The sequence below is a fragment of the Clostridium sp. FP1 genome (assembly GCF_011065975.2).
Lineage (GTDB): Bacteria > Bacillota > Clostridia > Clostridiales > Clostridiaceae > Clostridium_AD > Clostridium_AD tagluense.
In genome coordinates this window covers 4,002,808-4,029,091 of the sequence record NZ_JAAMNJ020000001.1, presented here as the reverse complement: position 1 = coordinate 4,029,091, position 26,284 = coordinate 4,002,808, and the positions used below count along the sequence as shown (strand labels likewise).

Here is a 26,284-nt window from a genome sequence, read left to right as displayed (position 1 = left end):
GCTTACAATTGCATAATAACGAAAGAGGGTGGTAGAGTTGTTTAGGGAGCCTGTGACTTTAATTTTACTATTGCTTTTTATATATCCAGTGATTAAAGGGTTTATATTTAAATTTTCTTCTGAAAATTTAAAAGGATCTATTCAGGGAGCTTTTCAAAGTATTTCTTTTTTAAGTGCACTATTTTTAGGCGTTTATTACACCAAAAAAATCTTTATTCAGCATAATGAGGGTATTTATGAAAAAATATACAAAAATATACCTTTAAAAGCCATAGATTTTATTAATAATAAACCACTAGTGATTTATGTATTATTGATGCCACTTGTGGTGTTAATAATTTATACAGTCATAAATTTTGTTATTAATATTATTAGTCACATTACTATTTACCCTTTGTTTGATAGCATAGAAAATAAGTTGAAAAATAAAAGCGATATTTTTAAAAGAGTGGTAGGGGCGATATTTCAAGTACCCAAATCAATATGCTATGTAATTGTTATTACTTTGATGCTGAATTTTCTATCACTTCTTAAGATAACTGATGCATACAATAAATATTTAGAAGGATCACAATTGTATAATTATATATCCAAAGAGGTAGTTATTCCATTGACTAATTCAAAGCTTGCAAAACAACTTCCTAATATTGTTAATAACTCTTTTAAAATTGTAGTAAAAGAAGCAAGTGCAAAGGATACTAATGTACAAAATAAGCAAAAGGTTATAATTTATTATAATGGTGTTACCTTGGACCAAGGGGTGCAATCTAATGGTGAAATTGATAAGTTTGCAATTAAGCTGGTGCAAAATAAAAATGCAACAAGGGAAAAAGCAAAGCTTATATACAACTGGGTAGGTAGTGAAGTAGTTTATGATGATGCGAAGGCAAATAGAGTATTAAATAATGATTTAGAAGTGAAATCTGGAGCTGTTCCAACATTTGACTCCAAAAGTGGGATATGCTTTGACTATGCATGTCTATTTGTAGCTATGTGCAGGGCTAATAATATAAAGGTAAGAATTATAACCGGTCAGGGATTCAATGGTAATAATTGGGTTAGTCATGCTTGGAATCAAGTATATATAGAAGATGAAAACAAATGGATTAATGTAGATCCTACATTTTTAATTGGTGGGGACTATTTTGATAGTAAAAGATTTGTTATCGACCATAAAGAAGAGAGTATAGCTGGAGAATGGTAAAAATGATTTATTATAGAATAGCTCCCTGTGTTTTAGGGAGCTATTCTATAACTTTTTAATAATAAGTTAATGGCTTTTTCGCAATCTTCGTCTTCATTGTTTAGTGTCCAAGCGGTATTGAAGTAATATAATGCCTTTGGCTTGTTGAGACACATGGCATAGCAATAAGCTAAGTTGAAGAAATATTTGCTTTCTGGGCGTAGATCTATAGCACTATGAAATAAGGGTATTGCTTTTTCATATTCCTTTAGGTGAATAAAACATACTGCGCTATTATAAAGAGATCCCGCTTCATTGTCTTTCATTTCTGCAGCTTTTTTATATAGAGCGATTGCTCTGTTATAATCCTTAGTATTGTATATGTCGTTAGCCTTTTGAAAGTAGTCCATTATTTTCCTCCTTATAGTTCTCTAACAAGTTATAGTTTTCCAACGAGTTGTAGTTCTCTAACGAGTTATAAATTTCTTACCATAATGCACATAAGAATAAATGACAAGTCAAAGATGTAAAATAGACTAGCATACAGGGTGTTATTTATTTTAATGTTCTTAAATAATGATATTACTATTTTGCAAAGAATATTCCATATAAATACTACCCAAGGATTATAAATATATTCACTTAAAATTAAATTTTATTTATTTTTGCCTACTACTTTTCTTTCGATAAGTGCAACCATTTCATACATGAGGTACGCTAAGAGGGAAAGTATGACTATACTCATCATTACCATGTCTAGCTCCGAAATTTGTCCACCAAAAATTATAAGAAAGCCCAAACCGTTTTTAGCCACCAAGAATTCACCCATTATTACACCTACCCATGAGAGCCCTACATTAATTTTCAATGCGGAAATAAGAGCTCCGATGGATGCAGGAATAATTAGATTAATTAAGATTTGGAATTTAGAAGCTCCAAAGGTTTTTAAAAGCTTAATTTTATCTTCATCTACTTCTTTAAAGCCGCTCAGTATGCTTATTATAGTGACAACTATTGATATTAAAAGAGCAATTACTATTATTGCCTTTATTCCATTGCCTACCCAAAATATAATAATAGGTGCAAGAGCTACTTTAGGTAGTGCATTTAATACTATTAAGTAGGGATCCAAAACTCTTGAAACAAAATCTGACCACCATAAGAGAATTGCAATTAAAGCACCTAAAATTGTGCCAAGTACAAAACCTATTACTGTTTCAAAACAGGTTATAAAGATATTATATAGCAATGTACCCTCATTATATAGTTGTATAAATGAATCATACATTTTTGAAGGTGTGCTTGTTAAGAAAGAATCGATCCATTTTAATCTGCCAGCTATCTCCCATAAACTAAAAAAAGCAATTAGTATTACTAATCTTGTAAGAATAACAAAATATTTCTCTCTTTTTACACTTTTAATATAATTTTTGTGTTCATCGCTTTGAACCAGCATTACGATTCATCTCCTTCCAAATTTCATTGAAATAAACTCTAAAATTTGGAGCTTCTCTACGTTTTAAAGGAAGAGAAAAATTTTCTTCAAACTTAAGGTTTATGTTTTTAATAATTACAGCAGGACGATTTGAAAGAATAATAATCTCATCTGACATAGAGATGGCTTCTGATATATCATGAGTTACCATTATAGTAGTCTTTTTTTCTTTTTTTATAATTTCATAAACTTCATCACTAATGTTTAATCTAGTTTGATAGTCTAGTGCGGAGAAAGGTTCATCTAAAAGAAGTACTTCAGGTTTTAGTGCTAAGGTACGAATTAGAGCAACTCTTTGACGCATACCTCCAGATAATTCTCTAGGATGATGATTTTTAAATTCCCAGAGATTATAGCGTGTTAAAAGATTTTTCACCATTTCCAAATTGTCATCAGTAATACAATGGTTAATTTTAAGACCTAGAAGTACATTGTCCCATATAGTTAACCAATCGAATAATTGATCCTTTTGAAACATATATCCAATTTTTGAAAAGCTTGAACAATCATCACAATTTTTAATTGCGATTTGTCCATTAGAGGGGTTAATTAGGCCTGCTATTATATTTAATAGTGTTGATTTACCACAGCCAGAAGGACCTACAATACTTAAAAAGTGACCTTCTTGCACAGTAAATGAGATATCCTTTAAAGCGGGAGTTTCTGAAACTTGAGAATGGTAATTCATGGATATATTATTAATCTCTACTTTAATCACTTTATCATCTCCCTTAAAGTTATACTTTAGTATATGAGTTTTAATAATGTATTGTTAACGACATTTCAGAATGAAGGGCACCTATTTTTATAAATATTGGGATAGATACTACGATAAAGATAAAACTTCATTGGTAATATATATATCATTCATTGCAGCATCGAAGATGATGGACAGCTCCGCAGGTGATGATTAACGACATTTCAGAAGGGAGGGTGCCTGTTTTTATAAATGGGAGATATACTATAAATAAAGTTTGTGGTGGCTTTGAAATACTGTTACTATTAAGTTATAATATAATATAATTACATGTTAATTTTCTGTAAATGTAGTTGATATTTACATAAAATTTGAATAATATGTAATGAATACGAATTATAATATGGAGGGGTATATTGCAGAAAATAAATTTAGTTTTTGAAGACTAAGGATATTGGTATAGGAACAATTAGGTTATTTAGTTAAATATTAAATAATTTAAAAAAATATGAAGATTGAATCCTATTGCATAAACATATATAATTAATTACTAGGTTAAAAATAAGAATAAGAATAAATCCAAACTTGCGGGGAAAGAGAAGATAATTATGAAAAAAATATTAAATGTTGGATTAGATGTAGGATCTACTACTGTTAAGATAGTAGTACTAAATCAGCAGGAAAAAATAATATATAGTAAGTATCAGAGGCATTTTTCTGATATAAAAAGTACAATAGCTGACATGTTATATGAGGCTTATAATAATTTTAAAGATTGCAATATTACTATAATGGTGACAGGATCTGGTGGACTAGCTTTATCTAAGTGGCTGAATATTAAATTTATCCAAGAAGTAGTAGCTAGCACTTATGCCATAGAAAATATTATTCCAAGAACTAATGTGGCTATTGAGCTAGGTGGAGAAGATGCAAAGATTATTTATTTCGATGGGGGAATTGATCAAAGAATGAATGGTACATGCGCCGGAGGAACTGGTGCATTTATTGATCAGATGGCATCACTGCTTCAAACGGATGCCACGGGGCTTAATGAACTTGCAAAGGCCCACAAAACTATATATCCCATTGCAGCTAGATGTGGAGTTTTTGCAAAAACTGATATTCAACCCTTATTAAATGAAGGGGCTGCAAAAGAAGACATTGCAGTATCAGTTTTTCAGGCAGTAGTTAATCAAACAATTAGTGGACTTGCTTGTGGTAGACCAATTAAAGGTAATGTTGCATTTCTAGGTGGTCCATTATATTTTTTATCTGAACTACGACAAAGGTTCGTTGAAACTTTAAAACTAACAGAGGAAGAGATTATTTTTCCGAAGGATTCTCAATTATTTATTGCACTAGGTGCTGCTATGGCATCAAAGGATGAGTACCCTATTTCCTTTGAAGAATTAAATATGCAACTTCCAAAGCTTAAGGAGGCATCGGGGCAAGAAGTTCAAAGGCTTAGACCACTATTTTTAGATAAGGAAGAGCTACAAGTGTTTAATAAAAGGCAGAGTCAATATAAGGTAGCAAGAAAAGAATTAAAAAACTATAAAGGAGATTGCTTCTTGGGAATAGATGCAGGGTCTACTACTACTAAAGCTACACTCATAGATGAAGATGGTGCGCTTTTATACTCTTATTATGGAAGTAATGAAGGTAACCCATTAACTTTAGTTAGAAAAATATTAAAAAATATATATACTATTTTGCCAAAGGATGTAATTATTAGAAACTCAGCAGTAACAGGTTATGGTGAAGGATTAATAATGGCAGCATTAAAAGTAGACATTGGAGAAATTGAAACTATAGCTCATTACAAAGCAGCAGAATTTTTTCTGCCAGGAGCAGATTTTATATTAGACATTGGTGGACAAGATATGAAGTGTTTAAAAATAAAAGATGGTGTTATTGATAGTATAATGCTAAATGAAGCTTGTTCCTCTGGGTGTGGATCTTTTATAGAAACCTTTGCTCATTCTTTAAACATGGAAATAGAAGAATTTGCAAATGTAGCTTTAAGTTCTAAAAGCCCGGTGGACTTGGGTTCAAGATGCACCGTGTTTATGAATTCAAGAGTAAAGCAGGTTCAAAAGGAAGGTGCCTCTGTAGGTGATATATCAGCAGGTCTTTCTTATTCAGTCATAAAAAATGCACTACTAAAGGTTATTAAAATGAGAGACCCAAAGGACATGGGCGAAAAGATAATTGTTCAAGGCGGAACATTTTATAATGATGCAGTACTTAGGGCTTTTGAACTTATTTCAGGAAGAGAAGCAGTTAGACCAGATATTGCAGGTCTAATGGGTGCCTTTGGGGCTGCACTTATTGCAAAAGAAAGAACAGAGGAGGGAAAAATTTCTACATTATTAACACTTGAACAATTGGATAGCTTTAATGTAGAAACCTCAATGGGAAGATGTAATCAGTGCGCAAATAAATGTGTTCTTACTATTAATAAATTTGATAAGAGTCGGGAATTTATATCTGGTAATCGCTGTGAAAAAGCACTAGGTCACAGTGGTAAAAAAGAAGACATTCCTAATGTCTATGACTATAAATATAAAAGAATATTTAATTATATTCCGCTAAAGAAGGATAGAGCATTTAGAGGTACAATAGGCATTCCAAGGGTACTTAACATATATGAAAATTACCCATTCTGGTTTATTTTCTTTACAACTTTAGGATTTAGGGTAGAATTGTCCCAAAGATCATCTAAGCAGATATATGAAATGGGAATAGATACTATACCATCAGAATCGGCTTGTTATCCTGCTAAAATAGTTCATGGACATATAATGAGTCTTATAAATAATGGGATAGACACTATATTCTATCCTTGTATTCCTTATGAAAAAAAGGAACAGGCGGGAGCAGACGATCATTATAACTGTCCAATCGTAACTTCATATCCTGAGGTAATAAAAAATAATATGGATATATTGAAGGAAAAAAATATTAGGTTTTTAAGTCCTTTTATTTCTTTAGACAATAACAAAAAATTAGTTAGTAGGTTAACTGATGAGTTAGCATGTTTTGCCATCCATAAAGATGAAGTTGTGAAAGCTGCTGAAAAGGCATGGGCTGAAACTGAAAAGGTAAAATTAGACATTCGAAATAAGGGCGAGGAAGTAGTAGAATATATTAGGCGGACTGGAAAGAAAGGTATAGTTTTAGCTGGTAGACCTTATCATATAGATCCAGAAATCAATCATGGTATACCTAGTGTAATAACTGATTTTGATATGCCTGTACTTACAGAGGATTCTGTGGCTCATTTAGGTATAGTTGAAAGACCTTTAAGAATAGTAGACCAGTGGGTATATCATTCTAGATTATATGCTGCAGCTAGTTTTGTAGCGTGCGAGCCAAATATTGAGCTTATTCAGCTAAATTCTTTTGGTTGTGGACTTGATGCAGTTACCTCGGACCAAGTTCAAGAGATTTTAGGCAGTAGTGGGAAGATATATACAACTTTAAAAATTGATGAAGGAAATAATTTAGGAGCAGCGAGGATTAGAATAAGGTCCTTAAAGGCCGCACTTAATGAAAGGGATAAAAGTGAAGCTTTGCCTAGAAAAGTGGGCGAGGTTCACAGTAGGGTTATTTTCACTAAAGAAATGAGAAAAACACATACGCTTTTATCTCCACAAATGTCTCCAATACATTTTCAATTTGTACAGGAAGCTTTTAACTGCTCAGGATACAATTTAGAAATTTTACCTTCTGTAGATACTCAGGCTGTAGAAGAAGGCTTAAAGTATGTAAATAATGATGCTTGCTATCCAACAATAATTGTAGTGGGACAAATAATTGCTGCATTAAAATCAGGTAAATATGATATAGAAAACACCTCGGTTATAATTTCTCAAACTGGGGGAGGATGCAGAGCTACAAATTATATTGGATTCATTAGGAAAGCATTAAAGGAAGCAGGATTCCCAAAAATTCCAGTAGTATCCTTAAATGCTGCTGGTCTTGAGTCAAACCCAGGTTTTAAATTTTCCCATTCATTGGTTAAAAAATCAATAATGTCCTTGGTGTATGGAGATTTGCTAATGAGAGTGCTCTACAAGGTTAGACCATACGAGCAGATACTTGGCTCAGCTAATTTACTTTACCAAAAATGGGTAAAAACATGTAAAGAGGCAGTAATAAGGGGTAAAAGCCAAGAGTTTAAAAACAATATTTCTTCTATAGTGGCTGATTTTGATAATTTAGAAATTAAAAACATTAAAAAGCCTCAGATAGGGCTAGTAGGAGAGATTTTAGTTAAGTTCCATCCTACAGCTAACAATAACATTATAGATGTTATTGAAAATGAAGGCGGAGAGGCAGTTATGCCTGATTTAATAGACTTTTTCCTATACTGTGCTTTTGATGCTAAGTTTAAATACGAATATTTGGGCAAGAGCAAGAAGGATAAAATATTAAATAATATGGCAATCCGATATATAGAAAGTTTTAGAAAACATATGAAATTAGCGCTTGACCATAGTAAAAGATTTCATGCACCAAAAACTATATATGAATTGGCAGAGGGTGCAACACCTATTTTATCCTTGGGTAATCAAACAGGTGAAGGTTGGTTTTTGACTGGTGAAATGGTAGAGCTTATTGAAAGTGGTACAAAAAATATAGTGTGCATGCAACCTTTTGCTTGTCTTCCTAATCATGTGACAGGTAAAGGAATGATTAAAGAATTAAAAAGACGGTACCCAGGTGCCAATATAACTGCTATAGATTATGACCCGGGTGCTAGTGAAGTAAATCAAATTAATAGAATAAAGCTCATGATGTCTGTTGCTCTAAAAAATCTTGCGAATGAAGTAAAGGTTGAAGATGCTCATGAAGAAGTGGCTAGTGATAAGAAAGTAGACTGAAAAAAGTATGAAATTTCGACTACGTACATTGCAAACGAACTTAAAACTTGAAATTTGATTAAGAAAAACACCTAATTTTAAAATTATAGTTTATTCGCATCGTATTACAAATCACTTGGTGGAAATTTCATGCTTACATAAGCTAGGTAGCCCTCAGGAGATTTCTTGGTGTTGGAGACAACAATGAATAATTGTTATGTCCCCCAGAGGAATACCCAGGGGGCTAGCACTTCTGAGACAGGACGTCGAATAAGTGCGTTAGGAACTTTTTCATGGAATAAACTTAGATTCTGTTAACGAATTATCAACTATCCGAACAGCCGAAATACCGAACCTTCATTGTTTAGACTTTCTTTCTATTTTAGATCTTTTACTACTTTTTGAGCAAAGGTATTATTGACAATTTTATCAAAGGCAGGTCTTTGTGGGATTAAATCTGCTTTGTAAGATTGGATTATGTCCATAAGTCTAGTTAAGTCATCGGGTTTTAATACTGGGTTTGGTGAAAAAGCATTTGTTTTTCTATAGTTTTTAATAGATTCAACAAGGGCAGTCTCATCTGCACCAGGGAAGAAAGACTTAATTGAACTACATACTTCTGCGTCAGAATGGCTACTTACCCATTTTTGACCTTTATAAATTGCTCTAGTGACTTTTTCTATTATTACTGGATTTTTCTCTATATAAGATTTTGTAGCAAAAAAGCAAGTATAAGGCATGGTTCCAGCAGACTCTCCTATGGAGGCTACAATATGTCCGGAATTATCTTTGCTCATCATACTAGCAGTAGGCTCAAATAAAGTAACATAATCGCCTGTGCCTCCCTTAAAAGCTCCAGCAGTAGCTGTGAAAGCCAGGTTAGTAATAAGTTTTATATCTTCGCCGGGTTTAATACCATGATTTTTTAAAACATATTCTAGAGCCATTTCAGGTACTCCACCAGGTCTTCCACCTATTAGAGTTTTACCTTTTAAGGATTCCCAGTTAAAGTCTGTTTCAGCATTTCTAGCTACTAAGAAAGCCCCGTCTTTCTGTGTTAGTTGTGCAAAAATTACGGGATAGTCCGCCCGTTTTTGATTGTAGATGTAAATAACTTGTTCTGGTCCACAGAAACCTATATCTACAGCATTGCTTAAAACTTGTTGCATAGTTTTGTCTGCTCCTTGGCCCGTAGAAAGGTCAATTTCAATACCCTCTTCTTTAAAGAGACCCTCCGAAATAGCTGCATACATAGGAGCATAGAAAATAGAGCGAACTACTTCATTTAATTTCACCTTTGTGAGTGCTTCATTATTGGACTTTTTACATCCGGAAAATAGAGTGGTTATTAAGGCAAGAGATAAGAGTAGGGAAAAAACCGAGATTTTTTTAAGCTTCATAGATACCTCCATATTATAAAGTTGTTATGGTTATATAATATGAAGGTTATAAGAGATGTGTTTATAAAATAAAGTATATATTTTCCTATGGATATTAAGTAAATATTTTGATATAATATACTTTAGGTGGTGATAATGTATGGATAAAGAGATTTTAGAAATTTTAAAATCAATGCAACAAGATATCAAATCCGTAAAAACAACACAGGAAGAGCATACGCAAATATTAAGAGCGTTAGAACATAAAACTGATGTTATCTCTGCGCAGCAAGAGAATCTAAAGCACGAAGTATCAGAAATTAAAGGTGACGTTAAGGGTATAAGAAAAGACTTAAGTAATGTAGAACTTATCACTGCTAGTAATTGGTCAGATATTGTAAAATTAAAAGCTGTGAAATAGATATATTAAGAGCATTGAACCATTAAGGTTGAGTGCTCTTACTTTTGCTTTCATATGAAAAAAGTGTTTAAATATCACATTAAATTAAAATATATTATCTTGACATATAAATATTAAGGTGTATAATATGACATAAATCAAAATTTCATAAACCTTAAAAAGCTTAGATGAAGAGGAGTAAAGGAAAATTAATATTAAGAGAGGAAGATCCATAGGTTGTAAGATCTTCTATATGAAAAACCTTGAAGGTAGCTTCGGAGCTTCTTTGTTGAATTCATTTAATATGAGTAGTAGACAAAGACGGTTTTCTTAATCGTTAAATTATCAAGAGCCTGTAGATTTGCAGGAAAAAAGGTGGTACCGCGAGTTCTTCGTCCTTTTATAGACGAAGGCTCTTTTTGTTTTTTTGAAAATTAAGAGTTTCAACTGTTAATTATCCTAATGGGATATTGGTTTTATGTCTGATTTTACAAATAAGGAGGGAATATCCATGGAAGAAAATAACAATATTGCTAAGAATTATGATCCAAAAGATTTTGAAGAAAGACTTTACGCAAGGTGGGAAGAAAAAGGATACTTTACCCCAGATGTTGATAAAAATAAAAAGCCTTTTACAATTATGATGCCACCTCCAAATATTACAGGACAACTACATTTAGGTCATGCTCTTGATAATACACTTCAAGATATTTTAATAAGAACAAAGAGGATGCAAGGATATAGCACTTTGTGGCTACCAGGACAAGATCATGCAAGTATAGCTACAGAAGTAAAGGTTGAAAATGAACTTTTAAAGCAAGGACTTGTTAAAAAAGAAATGGGAAGAGAAGCATTCCTTGAAAAAGTTTGGGAATGGACTGATGAATATAGAGCAAAAATAAGAGGGCAATTAAAGAAGATGGGTTGTTCTGCTGACTTTACAAGGGAAAGCTTCACTATGGATGAAAACTTAAATCACGCAGTAAGAGAAGTTTTCGTTAAATTATATAAGGATGGATTTATTTATCAGGGAAATAGGATAACAAACTGGTGCCCTAAATGTATGACGGCAATTTCAGATGCGGAAATAATATTTGAAGAACAAGCAGGCCACTTTTGGCATATAAAATATCCAGTAGTAGGTAGTGATGAATTCTTAGAAATAGCTACCACAAGGCCGGAAACCATGCTTGGAGATACGGCTGTCGCAGTAAATCCTAAAGATCCTCGTTATGCACATTTAGTAGGAAAAACATTGATTTTACCTATAGTAAATAGAGAGATACCAATAGTTGCAGATGATTACGTTGATTTAGAGTTTGGAACAGGCGCGGTTAAGATCACTCCAGCACATGATCCTAATGACTTCCAAATAGGGAAGAGACATAATCTACCTGAAATAGTGATTTTGAATGAAAATGCAACTATATGTGAAGGTTATGGAAAATATTCAGGTCTTGACAGATATGAGGCAAGAAAGCTTATTGTAGAAGATTTAGATAGTGTAGGACTACTAGTTAAAATAAAAGAACACGCTCATAATGTAGGTACTCACGATAGATGCGGAGCTACTGTAGAGCCACTTTTATCCAAACAATGGTATGTTAAAATGGAATCTCTTGCAAAGCCTGCCATAGATGCTGTACGGGAAAAGAAAACCAAATTTGTTCCAGAGAGATTTGAAAAAACCTACTTTAATTGGATGGAAAACATTCAAGATTGGTGTATATCAAGACAGTTATGGTGGGGACATAGAATTCCAGTATGGTACTGTAAAGATTGTGGAGAAATTATAGTTGCATCAACGGAACCTACAAACTGTACTAAATGTAATAGCACAAATTTACAGCAAGATAAAGATGTACTTGATACTTGGTTTAGTTCAGCATTGTGGCCTTTCTCAACACTTGGCTGGCCAAATAATACAGAGGATTTAAAATACTTCTATCCAACAAGTGTTTTAGTAACAGGATATGATATTATATTCTTCTGGGTTGCAAGAATGATATTTTCTGGACTTTATAATTTAGAGGAAGTGCCATTTGAAACGGTATTAATGCATGGAATGGTTAGAGATGATAAGGGAAGAAAAATGTCTAAGTCACTTGGTAATGGTACAGACCCATTAGAAGTAATAGAAAAATACGGTGCAGATGCTTTAAGATTCTCACTTGCTACAGGAAATGCACCAGGAAGTGATATGAGATTCTATGAATCAAGAGTAGAATCCGCCAGAAACTTTGCTAACAAAATTTGGAATGCTTCTAGGTTTGTTATGATGAATTTCAATGAGGAGTTAATGATACAATACAAAGATAATAAAAATTATACTATTGCAGATAAGTGGATATTATCAAGAATGAATACTGTAGTAAAAGAAGTTACGGAAAATATAGAGAAGTTTGAAATAGGAATAGCTCTTCAAAAGGTTAATGATTTTATGTGGACAGAATTCTGTGATTGGTATATTGAGCTTGTTAAGCCAGTATTATATGCAGAAGATGGCCCGGCAAAAGGTATCGCATTAAATGTATTAAATAATGTATTAAAAACTGGACTTAAATTGCTTCATCCTGTTATGCCATTTATAACAGAGGAAATTTATACTCATTTAGATAACGAGTACCAATCTATAACTATTGCTAAATGGCCAGAGTATGAAGAGGCCCTTAAAGATGAAAACGCAGAACAAAACATGAACTATATTATAGAAGCAATAAAAGACGTAAGAAATGCTAGAGCAGATATGGATGTACCACCTTCAAGAAAAGCTAAAACATTTATTTATGCTACAGAAGGAAAAGAAGCGTTTCACCAAGGATTAGTTTATTTCCAAAAACTTGCTTTTGCAAGTGAAGTAGTATTCTTAAATTCTAAAGAGGAAGCGCCAGAAAATGTAGTTACAGTAGTAACTAAGGGTGCAGAAGTATATATGCCATTACTTGAGCTTGTAGATTTAGAAAAAGAATTAGAAAGATTAAACAAGGAAAAAGAAAAACTAGAAAAAGAAATAGATAGAGTAGAGAAAAAGCTTTGCAATGAAAAATTTACAGCTAAAGCTCCAGTAGAGGTAGTGGAAGAAGAAAAAGCTAAGGGTGAAAAATATAAAGAAATGTACAATTCAGTAATCAAAAGTATAGAAAATTTAAAATAAATTTTAGAAAAAGGTTCCTATGTTTAAATAAAACATAGGAACCTTTTTTACTAAAAAGGAAGGGGACAGTTAACAACTAATAAAACTAATTAAGAAGATAGATAAAATAGTTGTTAACTGTCCCCAATGGTTTTATTAAAAATAAAAGTAAAAATAAAAATAAAAGGTTGTTAACTGTCCCTATGTTGGTATAGAATTTAAGAGAAAGTCAAAAAGTCATTAACTGTCCCCACCTAGTTTGAAAGGAATGATAAATATGAATTATAATGAAGCTATGGATTATATAAAAAACACAGCCAAGTTTGGTACTAAACTTGGGCTTGAGAGAACTGAAAAAATATTAGAACTTTTAGGAAATCCACATAAAAAATTAAAATGCATACATATTGCAGGAACTAACGGAAAAGGTTCTACTACAGCTATGGTGACTAATATTTTGGTTAAATCCGGATATAAGGTAGGTTCATATATTTCGCCATTTATTGAAGAGTTTGAAGAGCGTATGCAAATAAACAATACAAATATTTCTAAAGCAGATTTAAGCAATATTATAACAGAGGTTTCCAAGGCAGTGGAAAAAGTGGTGGAACTAGGTTATAGTAACCCAACAGAATTTGAAATCATTACTTGTGCAGGATTTTTATATTTTTATAAAAATAAGGTAGATTTTGCAGTAATGGAAGTGGGTATGGGAGGAAGGCTTGACTCAACAAATGTAATTATACCTGTTGTAAGTGTTATTACATCTATTAGCTTGGACCATACTCAAATATTAGGTGATACCATAGATAAAATTGCTTATGAAAAAGCAGGCATTATAAAGGAAGGAATTCCTGTAGTTATGTTTCCACAACAAAAAGAAAGCTACGATGTAATAGAAAGAATATGTAGAGAAAAAAATTGCAAATTAATAAAAGTACCTCGAGAATCAGCTACATATTTGGGAAAGGAAAATTTACAGCAGGTTTCAATAACTTCATTAGAGGGGACAGGTTATAGCAATAATAATCTTATTACTCAAAAGTTGAAAGTTCAAACTTTAAATAATGATTATATTATTGAACTTTCACTTCTAGGAAAGCATCAATTATTAAACTGCTGCGTAGCTATTAATGTTATAGAGGAGCTTATAGTGCAAGGTGCCACAATAAGTAAAAATGATATTTTAATGGGTCTTGGAACTGTAAAATGGCCAGCCCGCCTTGAGGTAATGAATAAAAAGCCTTTAGTTGTTATAGATGGAGCACATAATATTGATGGTATAAAAAACCTTACTGAAAGTATCGACATGTATTTTAACTATAACAAAATTATATTAATCTTGGGAATACTTGCAGATAAACAAGTTGAAGAGATGATAAAGACTATAGTTCCAAAGGTAAGTAGAGTTATCACCGTTACTCCACATAGCCAGCGGGCTGAACTTTCACAGCAATTAAAAGTCCAAGTAGAAAAATACATTGGGAGCTGCGAGTCAATTGAAAATTATGAGGAGGCATATAAAAAAGCTTTGAGCTATTGCGAGCAAGAGGATTTATTATTAGTGTGTGGTTCCTTATATATGGTAGGAGATATGAGAAAAATAATACGCAATATTCATAATCGTTAATACTGCAGCGCTGCAGGTGATGATTAAATAGATAAAAGTGGCTGTCTAAAAAGCTATGGAATATAGGGTTAATACCTTAATTTCATAGCTTTTATGTGTTTATATTATTTAATTAAGCATTTACAACTAATTCTTCAAGTGCTAAAGCTAACTGGTCAGGGCAAGAAGTGCTTTTATCGCCACAGCTAATACCCTTAAGCTTTTTTATAGCCTCCTGAACACCCATTCCTTTTACTAGGCTTGAGATTCCAATTAAATTGCCAGGGCATCCTCCTGTAAAAACAACCTCTGTTATTTTATCATTTACTATTTCAAAATTTATACTTTTAGAACAAACGCCTTTTGGTGTATAACTATACATAATGTAACCCTCCATCCTTCGTGATTTTAATAATCACAAAGGTTATTATATACTATTGAGTAGCTCCATTTCAAGAAAGAAATTAGTAAAAGTAAGATTTAAGGTAAACTCTTTTTTCTTAGAGGATGCTAACAAAAGTATATATTGCGTAAAATGCGTTGAGCAAGCCTTAGTAATTCACAATTTATTTTATTTGCAGCTGCGTTAAGAAAAATGCATGTTTGAGCGAAGCGAGTTTGCATTTTTTAGCAGCTGTAAATAAAATAAATTTTTGAATTACTTAGCGACGCGAACGCATTTGTAGCAATATATACTTTTAGTGACAGCATCCTCTAAGAAAAAATCTTTAGACTATCTTGAATAAACACCCCTATTAATTTTTATGAAAACATTGTTAGCACATTATTACTATTTTCATATTATGGTTATGAGGAGGTGAGGGATTTGAGAAAGTTATATGTATGTAGTACTTCATCAGATTGCATATCAAAAGTTAACTTGGATTTATTTGTAGAAGAAGAAAAAATATATTTGGATAAAAAAAATCTCAAAAAAATTGGTCCTCATGGTATATATGTTTATGAAAATAAACTCATAACAGCTAATAGTTATGATAATAGTATTTCTATAGTTGATATGGATAATTATGAAACTGAAAGTTATTTTATAGGCATGCACTGTAATGATTTATCAGTTTATGATAATAAAGCTTATGTAATTTGTGGTGATTGTGATGACATAATAGTTTTTGATTTAGAGAAGAAGCACATTGTAGAAGCAATTCCCTGTGGCAATTTACCACATAGTATTTATATTTGTAAAAGAAAAAATCTAATTGTAGTAGCAAATATGAATAGTGATAGTGTAACAGTAATAGATTGTGCTCCTAAGGGAAGTATTAAAAACCTTAGGGTGGGAGCATATCCTACTAAAGCTCTTATTACACCAGATGGAAATTACATTTTAGTTTGTGAAAGTAATATAGGCATGGATAACAAAGGAAGTATAAGTATTATTTCATTAAAAAACTACAATGTGTTATACAATATACCTGTTGGTAATTCACCTGTGGATATGTATTGTAATGAAAGATACTGCTTTATATCAAATTTTGGAGATGGTACGGTTAGTATACTCGACATAAATAATTATAAAGAAATAAAAAAAATAAAAATTGGAGGTATGCCTAGAGGAATCTTGGAAGATGAAAAGTATTTGTACGTAGGTGATAATTATAATAATTTGCTTTTTAGAATTGATAAATTAACTGAAAATAAAAAAGCCATTTCTATTGGCGGAGAGCCTACAGGAATGACACTTTTATAGTGACTAATCATTTATGAGCAGGTTTATTATCTTTGTATAATATTCAGATGGTTTTTCTCTCCATTTGCTACACAAATCTCTCGCTTGCTTGTTAGAAGGCACACTAAGCTTTATATCTATAAGTGTAAAATTATCTTCTGATGCAGTTAGGTTAACTAAATAATTGTTATTACTTTCTATTGTGTAATCAGCACTAACTGTAAGCTCTTTTTTGATATTTTCAAGATGAATTTTCAAGTAGTCATCAATAAGTTGTATTTTGGTTTCAGAAATTCTTCCTTTAAATAGTGATAGAACATTGTCACCCTTTTGTGTAATGACTAATCTATGTTTACCCTTTTGTTCAGTAGGCTTAAGAAGGTTAGACGCTATAAGTTCTGTCATATATTGTTGCAACGTAAAATAATTTATAAAATTATTTTCTAGAATAATTTGTGTTAATTGAATATTAGAAATAGGGAGTTTTATTTTATAAAATATATAAAGTAAAAGAAGCTTATTTTCAGCGAGGTCTAAAGCATCTTCAAACATATTGTTTCCTCTCCTCCTTGTAGTCTGCTTAGTAAAAAATAATTATGAACTGTTTTATTTCATGTAAAATTAACTATAAACATTATAACATAAAAAGCATCGAAATGAATCGGTGCTTTTAATTTTTAATGATTTAATATGAAATAAACTTTATAAATTAAATTATACATATATTTTAACTTTTGGAATATAAATTTAAAGTATAAAGGTAGAAGGGAGGAGCAATTTATAAGTTCTGTTGCCTACAGTGATATAAGGGGGGATAGCATGGATATGGGTTACATAAAAAAGAAGATAATAATAGTTTTTGTGCTTTTTCTTGGAACTCTAATAACTTTATCTGTTTATAACTTGAAAACTAAAGGTGTATTTTTCGGCCAGCAACGTAAATTGCCAATATATTCTGTAGATACTAAAGATAAAAAGATTGCAATCTCATTTGATGCAAGCTGGGGCGATGATAGAACAGATGATATTTTGAGAATATTAGATAAGTACAATGCTAAGGCAACATTTTTTATAGTTGGAGCGTGGATAGATCAGTATCCAGATAAGTTAAAGACCATGTATGAAAAAGGGCACGAAATAGGAAATCATTCTAATAAGCATCCTATTATGACTACAATCTCTAAAGAAAATATGATTGAAGAAATAGCTGCTACGGATGCTAAAATAATGTCTGTAACGGGACAGGGAACAACTCTTTTTAGATGTCCATCCGGAGAGTACAATAATTTAGTAATTGAAACTGTAGAAGCTACAAACCATTATTGCATTCAATGGGATGTAGACAGTATTGATTGGAAAGAACAAGGGCTAGATATCGAATTTAATAGAATAATAAAAAAGACTAAGCCTGGGTCAATTCTTTTATTTCACAATGATGCGAAATATACTCCTGAGAATTTGCCTAGAATTCTAGAATATTTAAAAGGGGAGGGGTATACATTTGTCAAAATATCAGACTTAATATATAAAAATAATTATTATATAAATGTACAAGGAAAACAAATAAAAAAATAAAAATTAAATACCTTGAAATTTAGTAAGTATTTGTATTATAATGGAAACACCAAATAGTTATAATTTTGCCAAAATATATATGGGGAATATTAAAATAAATAATAAATTGTTTATTTGAGAAATATTAGCAAAATTATATAAATATTAGGTATATTACATTAAAGAACTGAATACTTATATTCTAAGGAAAGCTTATTAAAAAAACTAAGGGAAAGAGGGGTTATAATGGATAATGTTATGTTAAATAACAAGATTTATTTAGAAGGAAAGGTAGTATCTGAGTTAAAATTTAGTCATGAAATGTATGGTGAAGGGTTTTATGTGTTTGATTTTGAGGTTTGGAGACTGAGTGAAACAACAGACATTTTAACTATAACAATTTCCGAAAGATTAATCGCAGGGATGAGTATCAATATAGGAAATGAATTTATAGTTGAAGGTCAACTTAGATCTTACAATAAATTTGTTGATGGATCTAATAGGTTAATCTTAACGGTATTTGCTAGAGATATTAAAATTTGTGAAGAACGCAGTAAGAATCCAAATCAAATATTTTTAGATGGATATATTTGTAAAAGTCCCATATATAGGACAACACCTTTTGGAAGAGAGATTGCAGACATGCTACTGGCAGTTAACAGATTATATAACAAATCTGATTATATACCTACAATTGCTTGGGGACGAAATTCTAGATTTTGCAAAAGTCTTGAAGTAGGGGATAATATAAGAATCTGGGGAAGACTCCAGAGTAGAGAATATCAAAAGAAATTATCGGATGAAGAAGTTATAAGAAAAGTAGCATATGAAGTGTCTATATCAAAGATGGAAAAGGTTAATAAAGATGGTGAGAACATAGTAGAATCAAATATGATGATTGATGAAGAGCAAGATTTTGATGCTTTAGACGTTATCTAGTATATATAGTATACGTTTTCAACTTTAGTCCTTGAAAACATTATAAATTATGGAAAATCAATTTAAAAAAGTTTTAGATTCAACATTCAGTTTTAACTAGTTGAATGTACCTTCTTTTAAACTGTATAAAAGAGCATATATTACGTAAAATGCATTCGAACAAGCTTTAGTAATTCAAACTAATTTTATTGGGAGATACGTTAAGAAAAGTACATGTTTGAGCGTCAGCGAGTTTGTACTTTTTAGTATCTTTCAATAAAATTAGTTTAGAATTACTTAGCGTAGTGAGAAGCACTTGTAGTAATATATGCTCTTTCCATTTTATTTTCTTAAATCATCAAGTAGTTTAGTTTTTTCTTTAGTGCCATCATCCACATTTTTTATTATTTTTGCGGGTGTTCCAGCAACTACAACATTTTCAGGAACATCATTTACAACTACTGATCCTGCAGCTACTACAGAGTTTTTACCTATCTTTACTCCTTCGAGTATTACAGCATTTGCTCCAATTAATACATTGTCGCCAATTTCACAAGGGCTTTTGCTTGGTGGTTCTAAAACCCCAGCTACTATAGCACCAGCACCTAGGTGAACTCGTTTGCCTAGTTTTCCTCTAGCGCCCACCACGGCATTCATATCTATCATAGTTTCATCGCCAATCTCAGCACCTATATTAATTACAGCGCCCATCATTATAACGGCATTCTTACCTATGGTAACCTTATCTCGTATAATTGCGCCTGGTTCAATTCTTGCGTCAATATTTTTTATGTCCATTAGAGGAATAGCTGAATTTCGTCTGTCTTGTTCAAGTTTAAATTTTTTGATTTTATCTTTATACATTATTAGGAAATCTGATACCTCATTACTTTCACCAAAAAGTATATAAAAATTACCACTACCAAAATTTTCTATATTTCCAAACTGGCATTGTGATAAATCTCCATCAATATAGAGTTTAATGGGAGTAGCCTTTTTAGCTTCTTTTATGTATCTTGCAATTTCATAAGGGTCTGTTAAATCATAGTTCATGTTCATTCTCCTTTCGTATTATAAGTATTAAGCCAAATTGTTGTTTTTATGCATAGGGTTTTATATCCATAAAACTTGAATTTACCATTTTTCATAAAAACATAGATAAAATTAAAATTCTAAAATAAAACTATATACCTTATAAATCATATAGTAAAATGAACTTTATTTAAAGGTAAATATCATTATTATCTTAAAAAAATTATAAAACTACTGATTTTTATTCTTTTATATAGTAAAATGACAATAACTCAAACACATGTAAAGGATGATTTTATGAATAATATATTTTCAAATAATGTAAATAACGTAGAAATATCTGGGATTAGAAAGTTTTTTAATAAGGTATCAAAGGTTCAAGGAGCGATTTCCCTTACCCTAGGGCAACCAGATTTTCCAGTACCTACAAATATTAAAAAGGCAATGACTTCCGCTATCAATGAAAACAAAACAGAATACACAGCTAATGCTGGCATTCCGGAGCTACGACATGAAATTTCTAATTTCTTAGGTAATATGGATATTAACTATTTACCAGAAGAGGTAGTTGTTACTGTTGGTGGAAGTGAGGCACTACTATGCACATTTGCTGCATTTTTAAACCCGGGAGATAAAGTTCTTATACCGTCGCCAGCTTATCCGGCCTACGAGAGTTGTGTAAAGCTTTTTGGAGCAGAAGTGGTTAATTATAATCTTAATAGTGATTTTACTATTAATTTTGAAACCTTAAGTAAACTTATAAGTGAGGAAAATCCTAAGCTTTTAGTGGTTTCCTATCCCTCTAACCCTACTGGAGCAGCATTATCATTAGAGGAAAGAGATAAACTTTTTAAAATTCTAAAAGAAAAAAATATTTACATAATAAGTGATGAGATTTATAGCTCATTATGCTATGAAAAATACTATTCACTAGCTCAAATTGATGAATTAAGAGATAGAGTAATTTTGGTGAGTGGATTTTCTAAAATGTTTTCCATGACAGGGCTTAGAGTAGGTTATGTTTGTGCTAGTAAGTATATTATGGATAATATATTGAAAGTACATCAGTATAATGTTTCTTGTGCAACCTCTATAGCTCAATGGGGAGCCTACGCGGGATTGCTTTCTTGTATGAATGACGTGAATAATATGAAAGTGGAGTTTGGGAAGAGAAAAGAATACGTATATAAAAGATTAATTGGAATGGGAATGGAAGTAACGCTTCCTAAGGGGGCCTTTTACATATTTCCATCTATTGCAAAATTCTCAATGAATAGCGAGGAATTTTGCAATAGACTACTATATGAAGGTAAAGTTGCTATTGTGCCTGGATCAGCTTTTGGAAAAGGTGGAGAAGGGTTCATCAGGATTTCCTATTCTTATAGTTTAGAAGTGTTAAAGGAGGGTTTGGATAGAATGGAAAAATGGCTTGAAATGTTAAATATAACTGAATGATTTAGAAAAAGCCTTGGAACAAATTGATTCTCTGTTCCAAGGCTATAATACTTGTTAAAAACTAAAGAGATATATTAACTACATCGTCCATACTGTATAGACCTTTCTCTTTTCCGTACATATATTCACAGGCCTTTAATGCACCTATTGCAAAAACTTCTCTTGAGATTGCAGTGTGCTTAATCTCAATACATTCTCCCTCTCCTGCAAATATAATTTCATGATCACCTATAATATTTCCACCTCTTATAGCATGAATGCCTATTTCCTTGCGTTCTCTTTTAGCTAAGCCATTTCTTCCATTTGTGAAGACTGTTTCTTCTTGAATAGAATCCTTAATTGTATTTGCAAGAAGCAAAGCAGTACCACTAGGAGCATCGACTTTTTGATTGTGATGCTTTTCAATTATCTCAATGTCAAAATCCTTATAAAGCATGTTGCTTATACTCCTTAGCATATTATTAATAATATTTATACCTATAGACATATTTGCAGAGTGAAATACTGCAATGTCTTCGCTAAGTGAATGAATTTTAGAAAGCTGTTCCTGGGTATAACCAGTGGTGCAAAAGACAATAGGGATATTTTTCGCTTTGGAATACTGGCAAAGTGCATCTAGAGCATCTGGTCTTGAAAAATCTAAAATTACATCTATTTCATCCTCACATTCATTTATATGGTTATAGCATGGATAGGTTAAACCAGATGAATTTTTGTCAATACCAGCAACAATTGAAATATTAGTTGATGCTTTAGCCATTTCGGAAATAACTTTTCCCATTTTACCATTGCACCCATTTAGAAGCATTCTAATCATTAAATTTCCTCCTTTAAAGGTATGTTATATGCATTTAATTCTTTTTTTAGAATTCCTAGCGTAGTTTCTTCCATTTCACATAGTGGTAGTCTTAATGGACCTACTTTAAGTCCCATAAGATTCATAGCTGTTTTTACAGGGATAGGATTAGTTTCTATAAACATAGCGCTGTTTAGAGCAAGAAATTCCAGTTGGATTTTTAGAGCCTTTGCATGCTCACCCTTTAAATACAATTCACACATGTTATGAATCACTGTAGGAATTATATTTGCAAGAACAGATATAACACCAATAGCACCTAGGGAAAGTATAGGTATAGTTTGGTCGTCGTTACCTGAATAGATATCTAATCTATCTCCACATAGAGATTTAATCTGTGCTATTTGACTTATATCTCCGCTTGCTTCTTTAATTGCTACAATATTTTGCACTTCGCATAATTTTAGAAGTGTGCTTGGAGTAATATTAAGAGCTGTTCTCGAAGGAACGTTATATATTATTATTGGTGAAGTGACACTATTTGCAATTGAAGTAAAATGCTCAACTAAACCTTTCTGAGTAGTTTTATTGTAGTAAGGTGTAATTACAAGCAATCCATCTACTCCTATTTTTTCTGCCCATTTACTCATGCTTACGGCAGCAGCAGTATTGTTACTTCCTGTACCTGCAATTACTGGAATTCTCTTATTAACTACATCCACCACAAATTTTATGGTTTCTTTTCTTTCTTGCTCTGTCATAGTAGAGGCTTCGCCAGTAGTACCACATACTATAATAGCATCTGTCTTGCTGTTAATCTGCCATTCTATCAATTCTTCCAATTTTTTAAAGTCTACTCCTCTTTCATTAAATGGGGTGACTATTGCAACACCAGAACCTTTAAAAATACTCATGTAATTACCTCCTCGTAGTTATATGGAGAATAACAATTATTATTCTCCATATACTATCTTATTTCTATTACTATATATTTATTAATTTAAATTATGTTTAGTGAAGCATTTTTTTATTTTAATTTATAAATTAAAATGACACATGCATTATCACTAAAATGTCTTTCTTTACTATATTATATAGCCCCTATGTGGAAATATATATACTTTTCAAAAAAAAAATGAAAATCTTAAATATAAAGCTTGCAAGAAAGTATTCATAATATTATAATTATGAAATAATAATATGAAAATTTTAGTTAGCGCCATATTACTCTAATCATCATAATCAATAACGACAAATAAGTTTGACAACTTACAAAAACCGTGATAATATAAAAAAAAGAAAATAATAATAAACCTGTAAAATGTTTCAAAATGACATTGTTAAATGTATTTGGAGCTATAAAACTACAGCTAATTGCAAAATGTTTTATAAATTAAATTATAGGTAAAGTATTTTCTTAAGTCTTAATTATATTAAAATGATTTCATTTACAACAAAAATTGACAGAATATTTTTTATTTATTAAAATTTGTGAAAGTTCTCATTCTTATATAATTCAAATTGACTTAAAAAAACAGTCTTAACACGGGACTTTTAAATTAAAAGTATTTTATTTTGAAAAATCTTTATTTGGGCTTAATAAGTATTTTACTTATTGCTATATAAACGTATTGAAAAATCTAAGGGGGAATTTTAGTGACAAGTAAAAGGAGGTATTGAAAAGTTAGTTTAATGAAGTAAATCATTTCAATGTAGAAAAACAACAGAAAAAGTCGTATAAAAGTGAAAATCTTAACTTAAGTTTAATGGTGTTATAGGAAATCATTAAAATTGTAAAAACCTTATAAATTCACAAAAATACCGTTATCAAAACGGAAATTATCTTGATTTCCATTTTAAAATGCTATATGATGAATCATAAACTGAAACGAAAGTAGTTTTTAGAAAAATTTAAAATGATCATTTAAACTAACTATAACTAAATAGTTAGCAGTTCAAAATTAAAGTACAGTTTAAACACGGAATTGTTGGAATATTTACAATGTAAATACTTTTGCAATTTTCTAAATGTAATTCATTATATAATTTTATTTTTTATAATAAAAAATGTGTACATGTTATTTTATTATTTTAAATAATATTATAGAAATGAAAAAAACTACTTTGATTTACACCATTACATGGTAATGAACAAAAATAAAATGGACTTTTTAAAAATTAATGATGGGGGGATTTTAAAAAATGTTTAAATTTATACTTAAGAGATTAGGGTATATGTTTGTGACTCTTTGGATAGTAGCTACTATCACCTTTATGTTGATACACGCTATTCCAGGAGACCCATTAGCAGGCATGGCAAGAAAATTGCCAGAACAAATAAGAGCAAATTTCATGTCAAAGTATGGTCTGGATCAACCAGTTGTAGTGCAATACGGCAGATTTATGAAAAATATTGTGTTTCACGGAGATTTAGGCGAATCGCTTGCTTACCCGGGAAGAAAAGTTACTGATGTTATAAAATTACATGCGCCGGTATCTGCAAGACTGGGTATACAAGCTATAGCAATGGGATTTTTCATAGGGGTAAGTCTTGGAATAATAGCAGCCTTTAATAGAGGGAGGTGGCCAGATTACCTGGTTATGTTTATAGCAATATTAGGTATTTCTATACCGAGTTTTGTTATGGCAGCCCTACTTCAATACTTCTTTACAGTTAAAAACATGTGGCTTCCAACCACGGGATGGGGAGGTTTTGAATACACTATATTACCAAGTATAGCCTTAAGTTTTAGTTCTATAGCTACTTATGCCAGATACATGAGAGCTAATACTCTTGATATAATAGGACAAGATTATATATTAACAGCAAAATCTAAAGGTATTACAAAACTTAGCTTAGTATGGAAACATGTTATTAGAAATGCTATACTTCCAGCCATCACAATACTCGGACCACAACTGGCGAATATATTTGTAGGAGCCTTTGTTATAGAAAGTATATTTTCGATTCCAGGATTTGGTTATAATTTTGTAACTTCAATAACGGATAGAGATTTCACTATGATTATGGGACAAACAGTTTTCTTATGTACCTTAGTAATAATAGCATATGTTTTAGTAGACATATTATATGGATTGATTGACCCAAGAATAAGATTAACTGGAGAAAAGAGATAGGGGGAGAAGTATGGCACAGTTATCGAAAGAGAAATTTAAAATAATTGGATGTGAAAATGCTAATGCTGAGGAAATATTAAGACCTAGTATGACCTATTGGCAAGATGCATGGAGAAGATTAAAACAAAATAAGGTGGCTACAGCCTCATTAATAATACTGATTTTAATATCATTAATGACTATGTTTGGACAATATATTAATGGATTTAATTTTGAAGTTAAAAATGATAATTTAGTGAATATTCCGCCTAATTTAACACATTGGTTTGGAACAGACAATCTTGGACGTGATGTGTTTTCAAGAGTCTGGGCTGGAGGTAGAGTTTCTATAATTATAGGACTTGTAGGAGCGTTCATAGATACTGTAGTAGGTGGTATTTATGGTGGGATATCTGGATTTTATGGTGGATTTATTGATGACATTATGATGAGAATAGTTGAGATACTTGCAAGTATTCCTTATCTAGTAATTGTTATATTAGTTTCACTAATATTGCATAAAGGTATTTGGGCTATTATTATTGCCATGACTATAACAGGATGGGTTCAAATGGCAAGACTTGTACGTGGACAGTTATTACAAATAAAAGAACAGGAATATGTACTAGCGGCTGCGGCGTTAGGTGCTAATCCTTCAAGAATTATTGCAAAACACTTACTTCCAAATACGCTAGGAATAATGATTGTAGCTATTACTTTCGATATTCCAGCCTTTATATTTGGAGAAGCCTTCTTAAGTTATTTAGGTCAAGGAATTCAATCACCGCATACAAGTTGGGGAGCGTTAGCATCTGCAGCACAACCGAGCTTAATGTTTTATCCTTATCAGTTATTCTTTCCATCACTATTTATTAGTTTAACTATGTTATCATTTACATTGCTTGGCGATGGTTTAAGAGATGCGCTAGATCCGAGATTACGTCAATAGGGAGGAAAAATC

General features: G+C 31.5%; 21 protein-coding genes and 1 other annotated feature. Of the genes, 12 read left to right on the top strand and 9 right to left on the bottom strand.

Going from position 1 to position 26,284, the window contains the following annotated elements; translation table 11 throughout:
* Window positions 1–37 precede the first annotated feature (37 nt).
* Window positions 38–1,204 carry a transglutaminase domain-containing protein gene (locus tag G9F70_RS19375; RefSeq protein ID WP_164944617.1) on the top strand — a complete coding sequence of 389 codons (1,167 nt, stop codon included), beginning with the start codon at window positions 38–40 and terminating at the stop codon, window positions 1,202–1,204.
* 32 nt (window positions 1,205–1,236) lie between these two features.
* Here the strand turns inward: G9F70_RS19375 and G9F70_RS19370 are convergent, their stop codons facing one another.
* From G9F70_RS19370 to G9F70_RS19360, 3 genes are all read right to left on the bottom strand, one after another.
* Window positions 1,237–1,593, bottom strand: coding sequence for a tetratricopeptide repeat protein (locus G9F70_RS19370; RefSeq protein ID WP_125002592.1), 357 nt, complete (start codon window positions 1,591–1,593; stop codon window positions 1,237–1,239).
* 245 nt (window positions 1,594–1,838) lie between these two features.
* On the bottom strand, window positions 1,839–2,639 hold the full coding sequence (locus G9F70_RS19365; RefSeq protein WP_164944616.1) for an ABC transporter permease: 801 nt from the start codon (window positions 2,637–2,639) through the stop codon (window positions 1,839–1,841).
* Entirely contained in the window at window positions 2,620–3,396 is a 777-nt protein-coding gene (locus G9F70_RS19360) for an ABC transporter ATP-binding protein (protein ID WP_164944615.1), read from the bottom strand. The genes G9F70_RS19365 and G9F70_RS19360 overlap by 20 nt, the downstream gene beginning before the upstream one ends.
* 70 nt (window positions 3,397–3,466) lie before the next feature.
* Here G9F70_RS19360 and G9F70_RS27100 point away from each other — a divergent pair, with 70 nt between their 5' ends.
* Both G9F70_RS27100 and G9F70_RS19355 read left to right on the top strand, forming a co-directional pair.
* Complete coding sequence (locus G9F70_RS27100) at window positions 3,467–3,592, top strand: hypothetical protein (RefSeq protein ID WP_263484339.1); 126 nt, start codon at window positions 3,467–3,469, stop codon at window positions 3,590–3,592.
* Window positions 3,593–3,983: 391 nt separating this feature from the next.
* Window positions 3,984–8,264: a 2-hydroxyacyl-CoA dehydratase gene (locus G9F70_RS19355; protein ID WP_164944614.1), complete on the top strand. Its 4,281-nt coding sequence runs from the start codon at window positions 3,984–3,986 to the stop codon at window positions 8,262–8,264.
* 356 nt (window positions 8,265–8,620) lie between these two features.
* Here G9F70_RS19355 and G9F70_RS19350 read toward each other — a convergent pair whose 3' ends face one another.
* The gene (locus tag G9F70_RS19350) at window positions 8,621–9,643 is read right to left on the bottom strand and encodes an ABC transporter substrate-binding protein (RefSeq protein ID WP_164944613.1); all 1,023 of its coding nucleotides are present in this window, start codon (window positions 9,641–9,643) and stop codon (window positions 8,621–8,623) included.
* 139 nt (window positions 9,644–9,782) lie between these two features.
* On the opposite strand from G9F70_RS19350, the gene G9F70_RS19345 reads away from it, so the two are divergent.
* The 3 genes from G9F70_RS19345 to G9F70_RS19335 all read left to right on the top strand — a co-directional run bounded on the left by G9F70_RS19345 (window position 9,783) and on the right by G9F70_RS19335 (window position 14,785).
* Window positions 9,783–10,043, top strand: a complete 261-nt coding sequence (locus G9F70_RS19345) for a hypothetical protein (protein ID WP_164944612.1) — start codon at window positions 9,783–9,785, stop codon at window positions 10,041–10,043.
* 155 nt (window positions 10,044–10,198) lie between these two features.
* Window positions 10,199–10,425: a binding site (T-box leader), on the top strand.
* Between the two features lie 108 nt (window positions 10,426–10,533).
* A complete protein-coding gene (locus tag G9F70_RS19340) occupies window positions 10,534–13,176 on the top strand; it encodes a valine--tRNA ligase (RefSeq protein WP_164944611.1) in 2,643 nt (880 codons plus the stop codon).
* 256 nt (window positions 13,177–13,432) lie between these two features.
* Entirely contained in the window at window positions 13,433–14,785 is a 1,353-nt protein-coding gene (locus G9F70_RS19335; RefSeq protein ID WP_164944610.1) for a bifunctional folylpolyglutamate synthase/dihydrofolate synthase, read from the top strand.
* A gap of 112 nt (window positions 14,786–14,897) precedes the next feature.
* Here G9F70_RS19335 and G9F70_RS19330 read toward each other — a convergent pair whose 3' ends face one another.
* On the bottom strand, window positions 14,898–15,146 hold the full coding sequence (locus G9F70_RS19330; RefSeq protein ID WP_164944609.1) for a TIGR03905 family TSCPD domain-containing protein: 249 nt from the start codon (window positions 15,144–15,146) through the stop codon (window positions 14,898–14,900).
* A gap of 444 nt (window positions 15,147–15,590) precedes the next feature.
* Here G9F70_RS19330 and G9F70_RS19325 point away from each other — a divergent pair, with 444 nt between their 5' ends.
* Window positions 15,591–16,472, top strand: coding sequence for a YncE family protein (locus G9F70_RS19325; protein ID WP_125006048.1), 882 nt, complete (start codon window positions 15,591–15,593; stop codon window positions 16,470–16,472).
* Between the two features lie 3 nt (window positions 16,473–16,475).
* On the opposite strand, the gene G9F70_RS19320 is transcribed toward G9F70_RS19325, so the two are convergent.
* Window positions 16,476–17,003 (bottom strand): DUF4364 family protein, encoded by a 528-nt coding sequence (locus tag G9F70_RS19320; protein ID WP_125006050.1) that lies wholly within the window; start codon window positions 17,001–17,003, stop codon window positions 16,476–16,478.
* Between the two features lie 267 nt (window positions 17,004–17,270).
* On the opposite strand from G9F70_RS19320, the gene pdaB reads away from it, so the two are divergent.
* Together pdaB and G9F70_RS19310 are read left to right on the top strand one after the other, a co-directional pair.
* The gene (gene pdaB, locus G9F70_RS19315) at window positions 17,271–18,026 is read left to right on the top strand and encodes a polysaccharide deacetylase family sporulation protein PdaB (protein WP_164944608.1); all 756 of its coding nucleotides are present in this window, start codon (window positions 17,271–17,273) and stop codon (window positions 18,024–18,026) included.
* Window positions 18,027–18,251: 225 nt separating this feature from the next.
* Entirely contained in the window at window positions 18,252–18,944 is a 693-nt protein-coding gene (locus G9F70_RS19310; protein ID WP_164944607.1) for a single-stranded DNA-binding protein, read from the top strand.
* Window positions 18,945–19,265: 321 nt separating this feature from the next.
* Here the strand turns inward: G9F70_RS19310 and dapD are convergent, their stop codons facing one another.
* On the bottom strand, window positions 19,266–19,976 hold the full coding sequence (gene dapD / locus G9F70_RS19305) for a 2,3,4,5-tetrahydropyridine-2,6-dicarboxylate N-acetyltransferase (RefSeq protein WP_164944606.1): 711 nt from the start codon (window positions 19,974–19,976) through the stop codon (window positions 19,266–19,268).
* Window positions 19,977–20,252: 276 nt separating this feature from the next.
* Between dapD and G9F70_RS19300 the strand changes: the two genes are divergently transcribed.
* Window positions 20,253–21,410 carry a pyridoxal phosphate-dependent aminotransferase gene (locus G9F70_RS19300; protein ID WP_164944605.1) on the top strand — a complete coding sequence of 386 codons (1,158 nt, stop codon included), beginning with the start codon at window positions 20,253–20,255 and terminating at the stop codon, window positions 21,408–21,410.
* Between the two features lie 61 nt (window positions 21,411–21,471).
* On the opposite strand, the gene dapB is transcribed toward G9F70_RS19300, so the two are convergent.
* Together dapB and dapA are read right to left on the bottom strand one after the other, a co-directional pair.
* Entirely contained in the window at window positions 21,472–22,227 is a 756-nt protein-coding gene (dapB, locus tag G9F70_RS19295; RefSeq protein ID WP_164944604.1) for a 4-hydroxy-tetrahydrodipicolinate reductase, read from the bottom strand.
* On the bottom strand, window positions 22,227–23,120 hold the full coding sequence (dapA, locus tag G9F70_RS19290; protein ID WP_164944603.1) for a 4-hydroxy-tetrahydrodipicolinate synthase: 894 nt from the start codon (window positions 23,118–23,120) through the stop codon (window positions 22,227–22,229). The genes dapB and dapA overlap by 1 nt, the downstream gene beginning before the upstream one ends.
* A 1,288-nt stretch (window positions 23,121–24,408) precedes the next feature.
* Between dapA and G9F70_RS19285 the strand changes: the two genes are divergently transcribed.
* Entirely contained in the window at window positions 24,409–25,344 is a 936-nt protein-coding gene (locus G9F70_RS19285) for an ABC transporter permease (protein WP_164944602.1), read from the top strand.
* 10 nt (window positions 25,345–25,354) lie between these two features.
* Window positions 25,355–26,272 (top strand): ABC transporter permease, encoded by a 918-nt coding sequence (locus G9F70_RS19280; protein WP_164944601.1) that lies wholly within the window; start codon window positions 25,355–25,357, stop codon window positions 26,270–26,272.
* The last annotated feature ends 12 nt before the right edge of the window (window positions 26,273–26,284 follow it).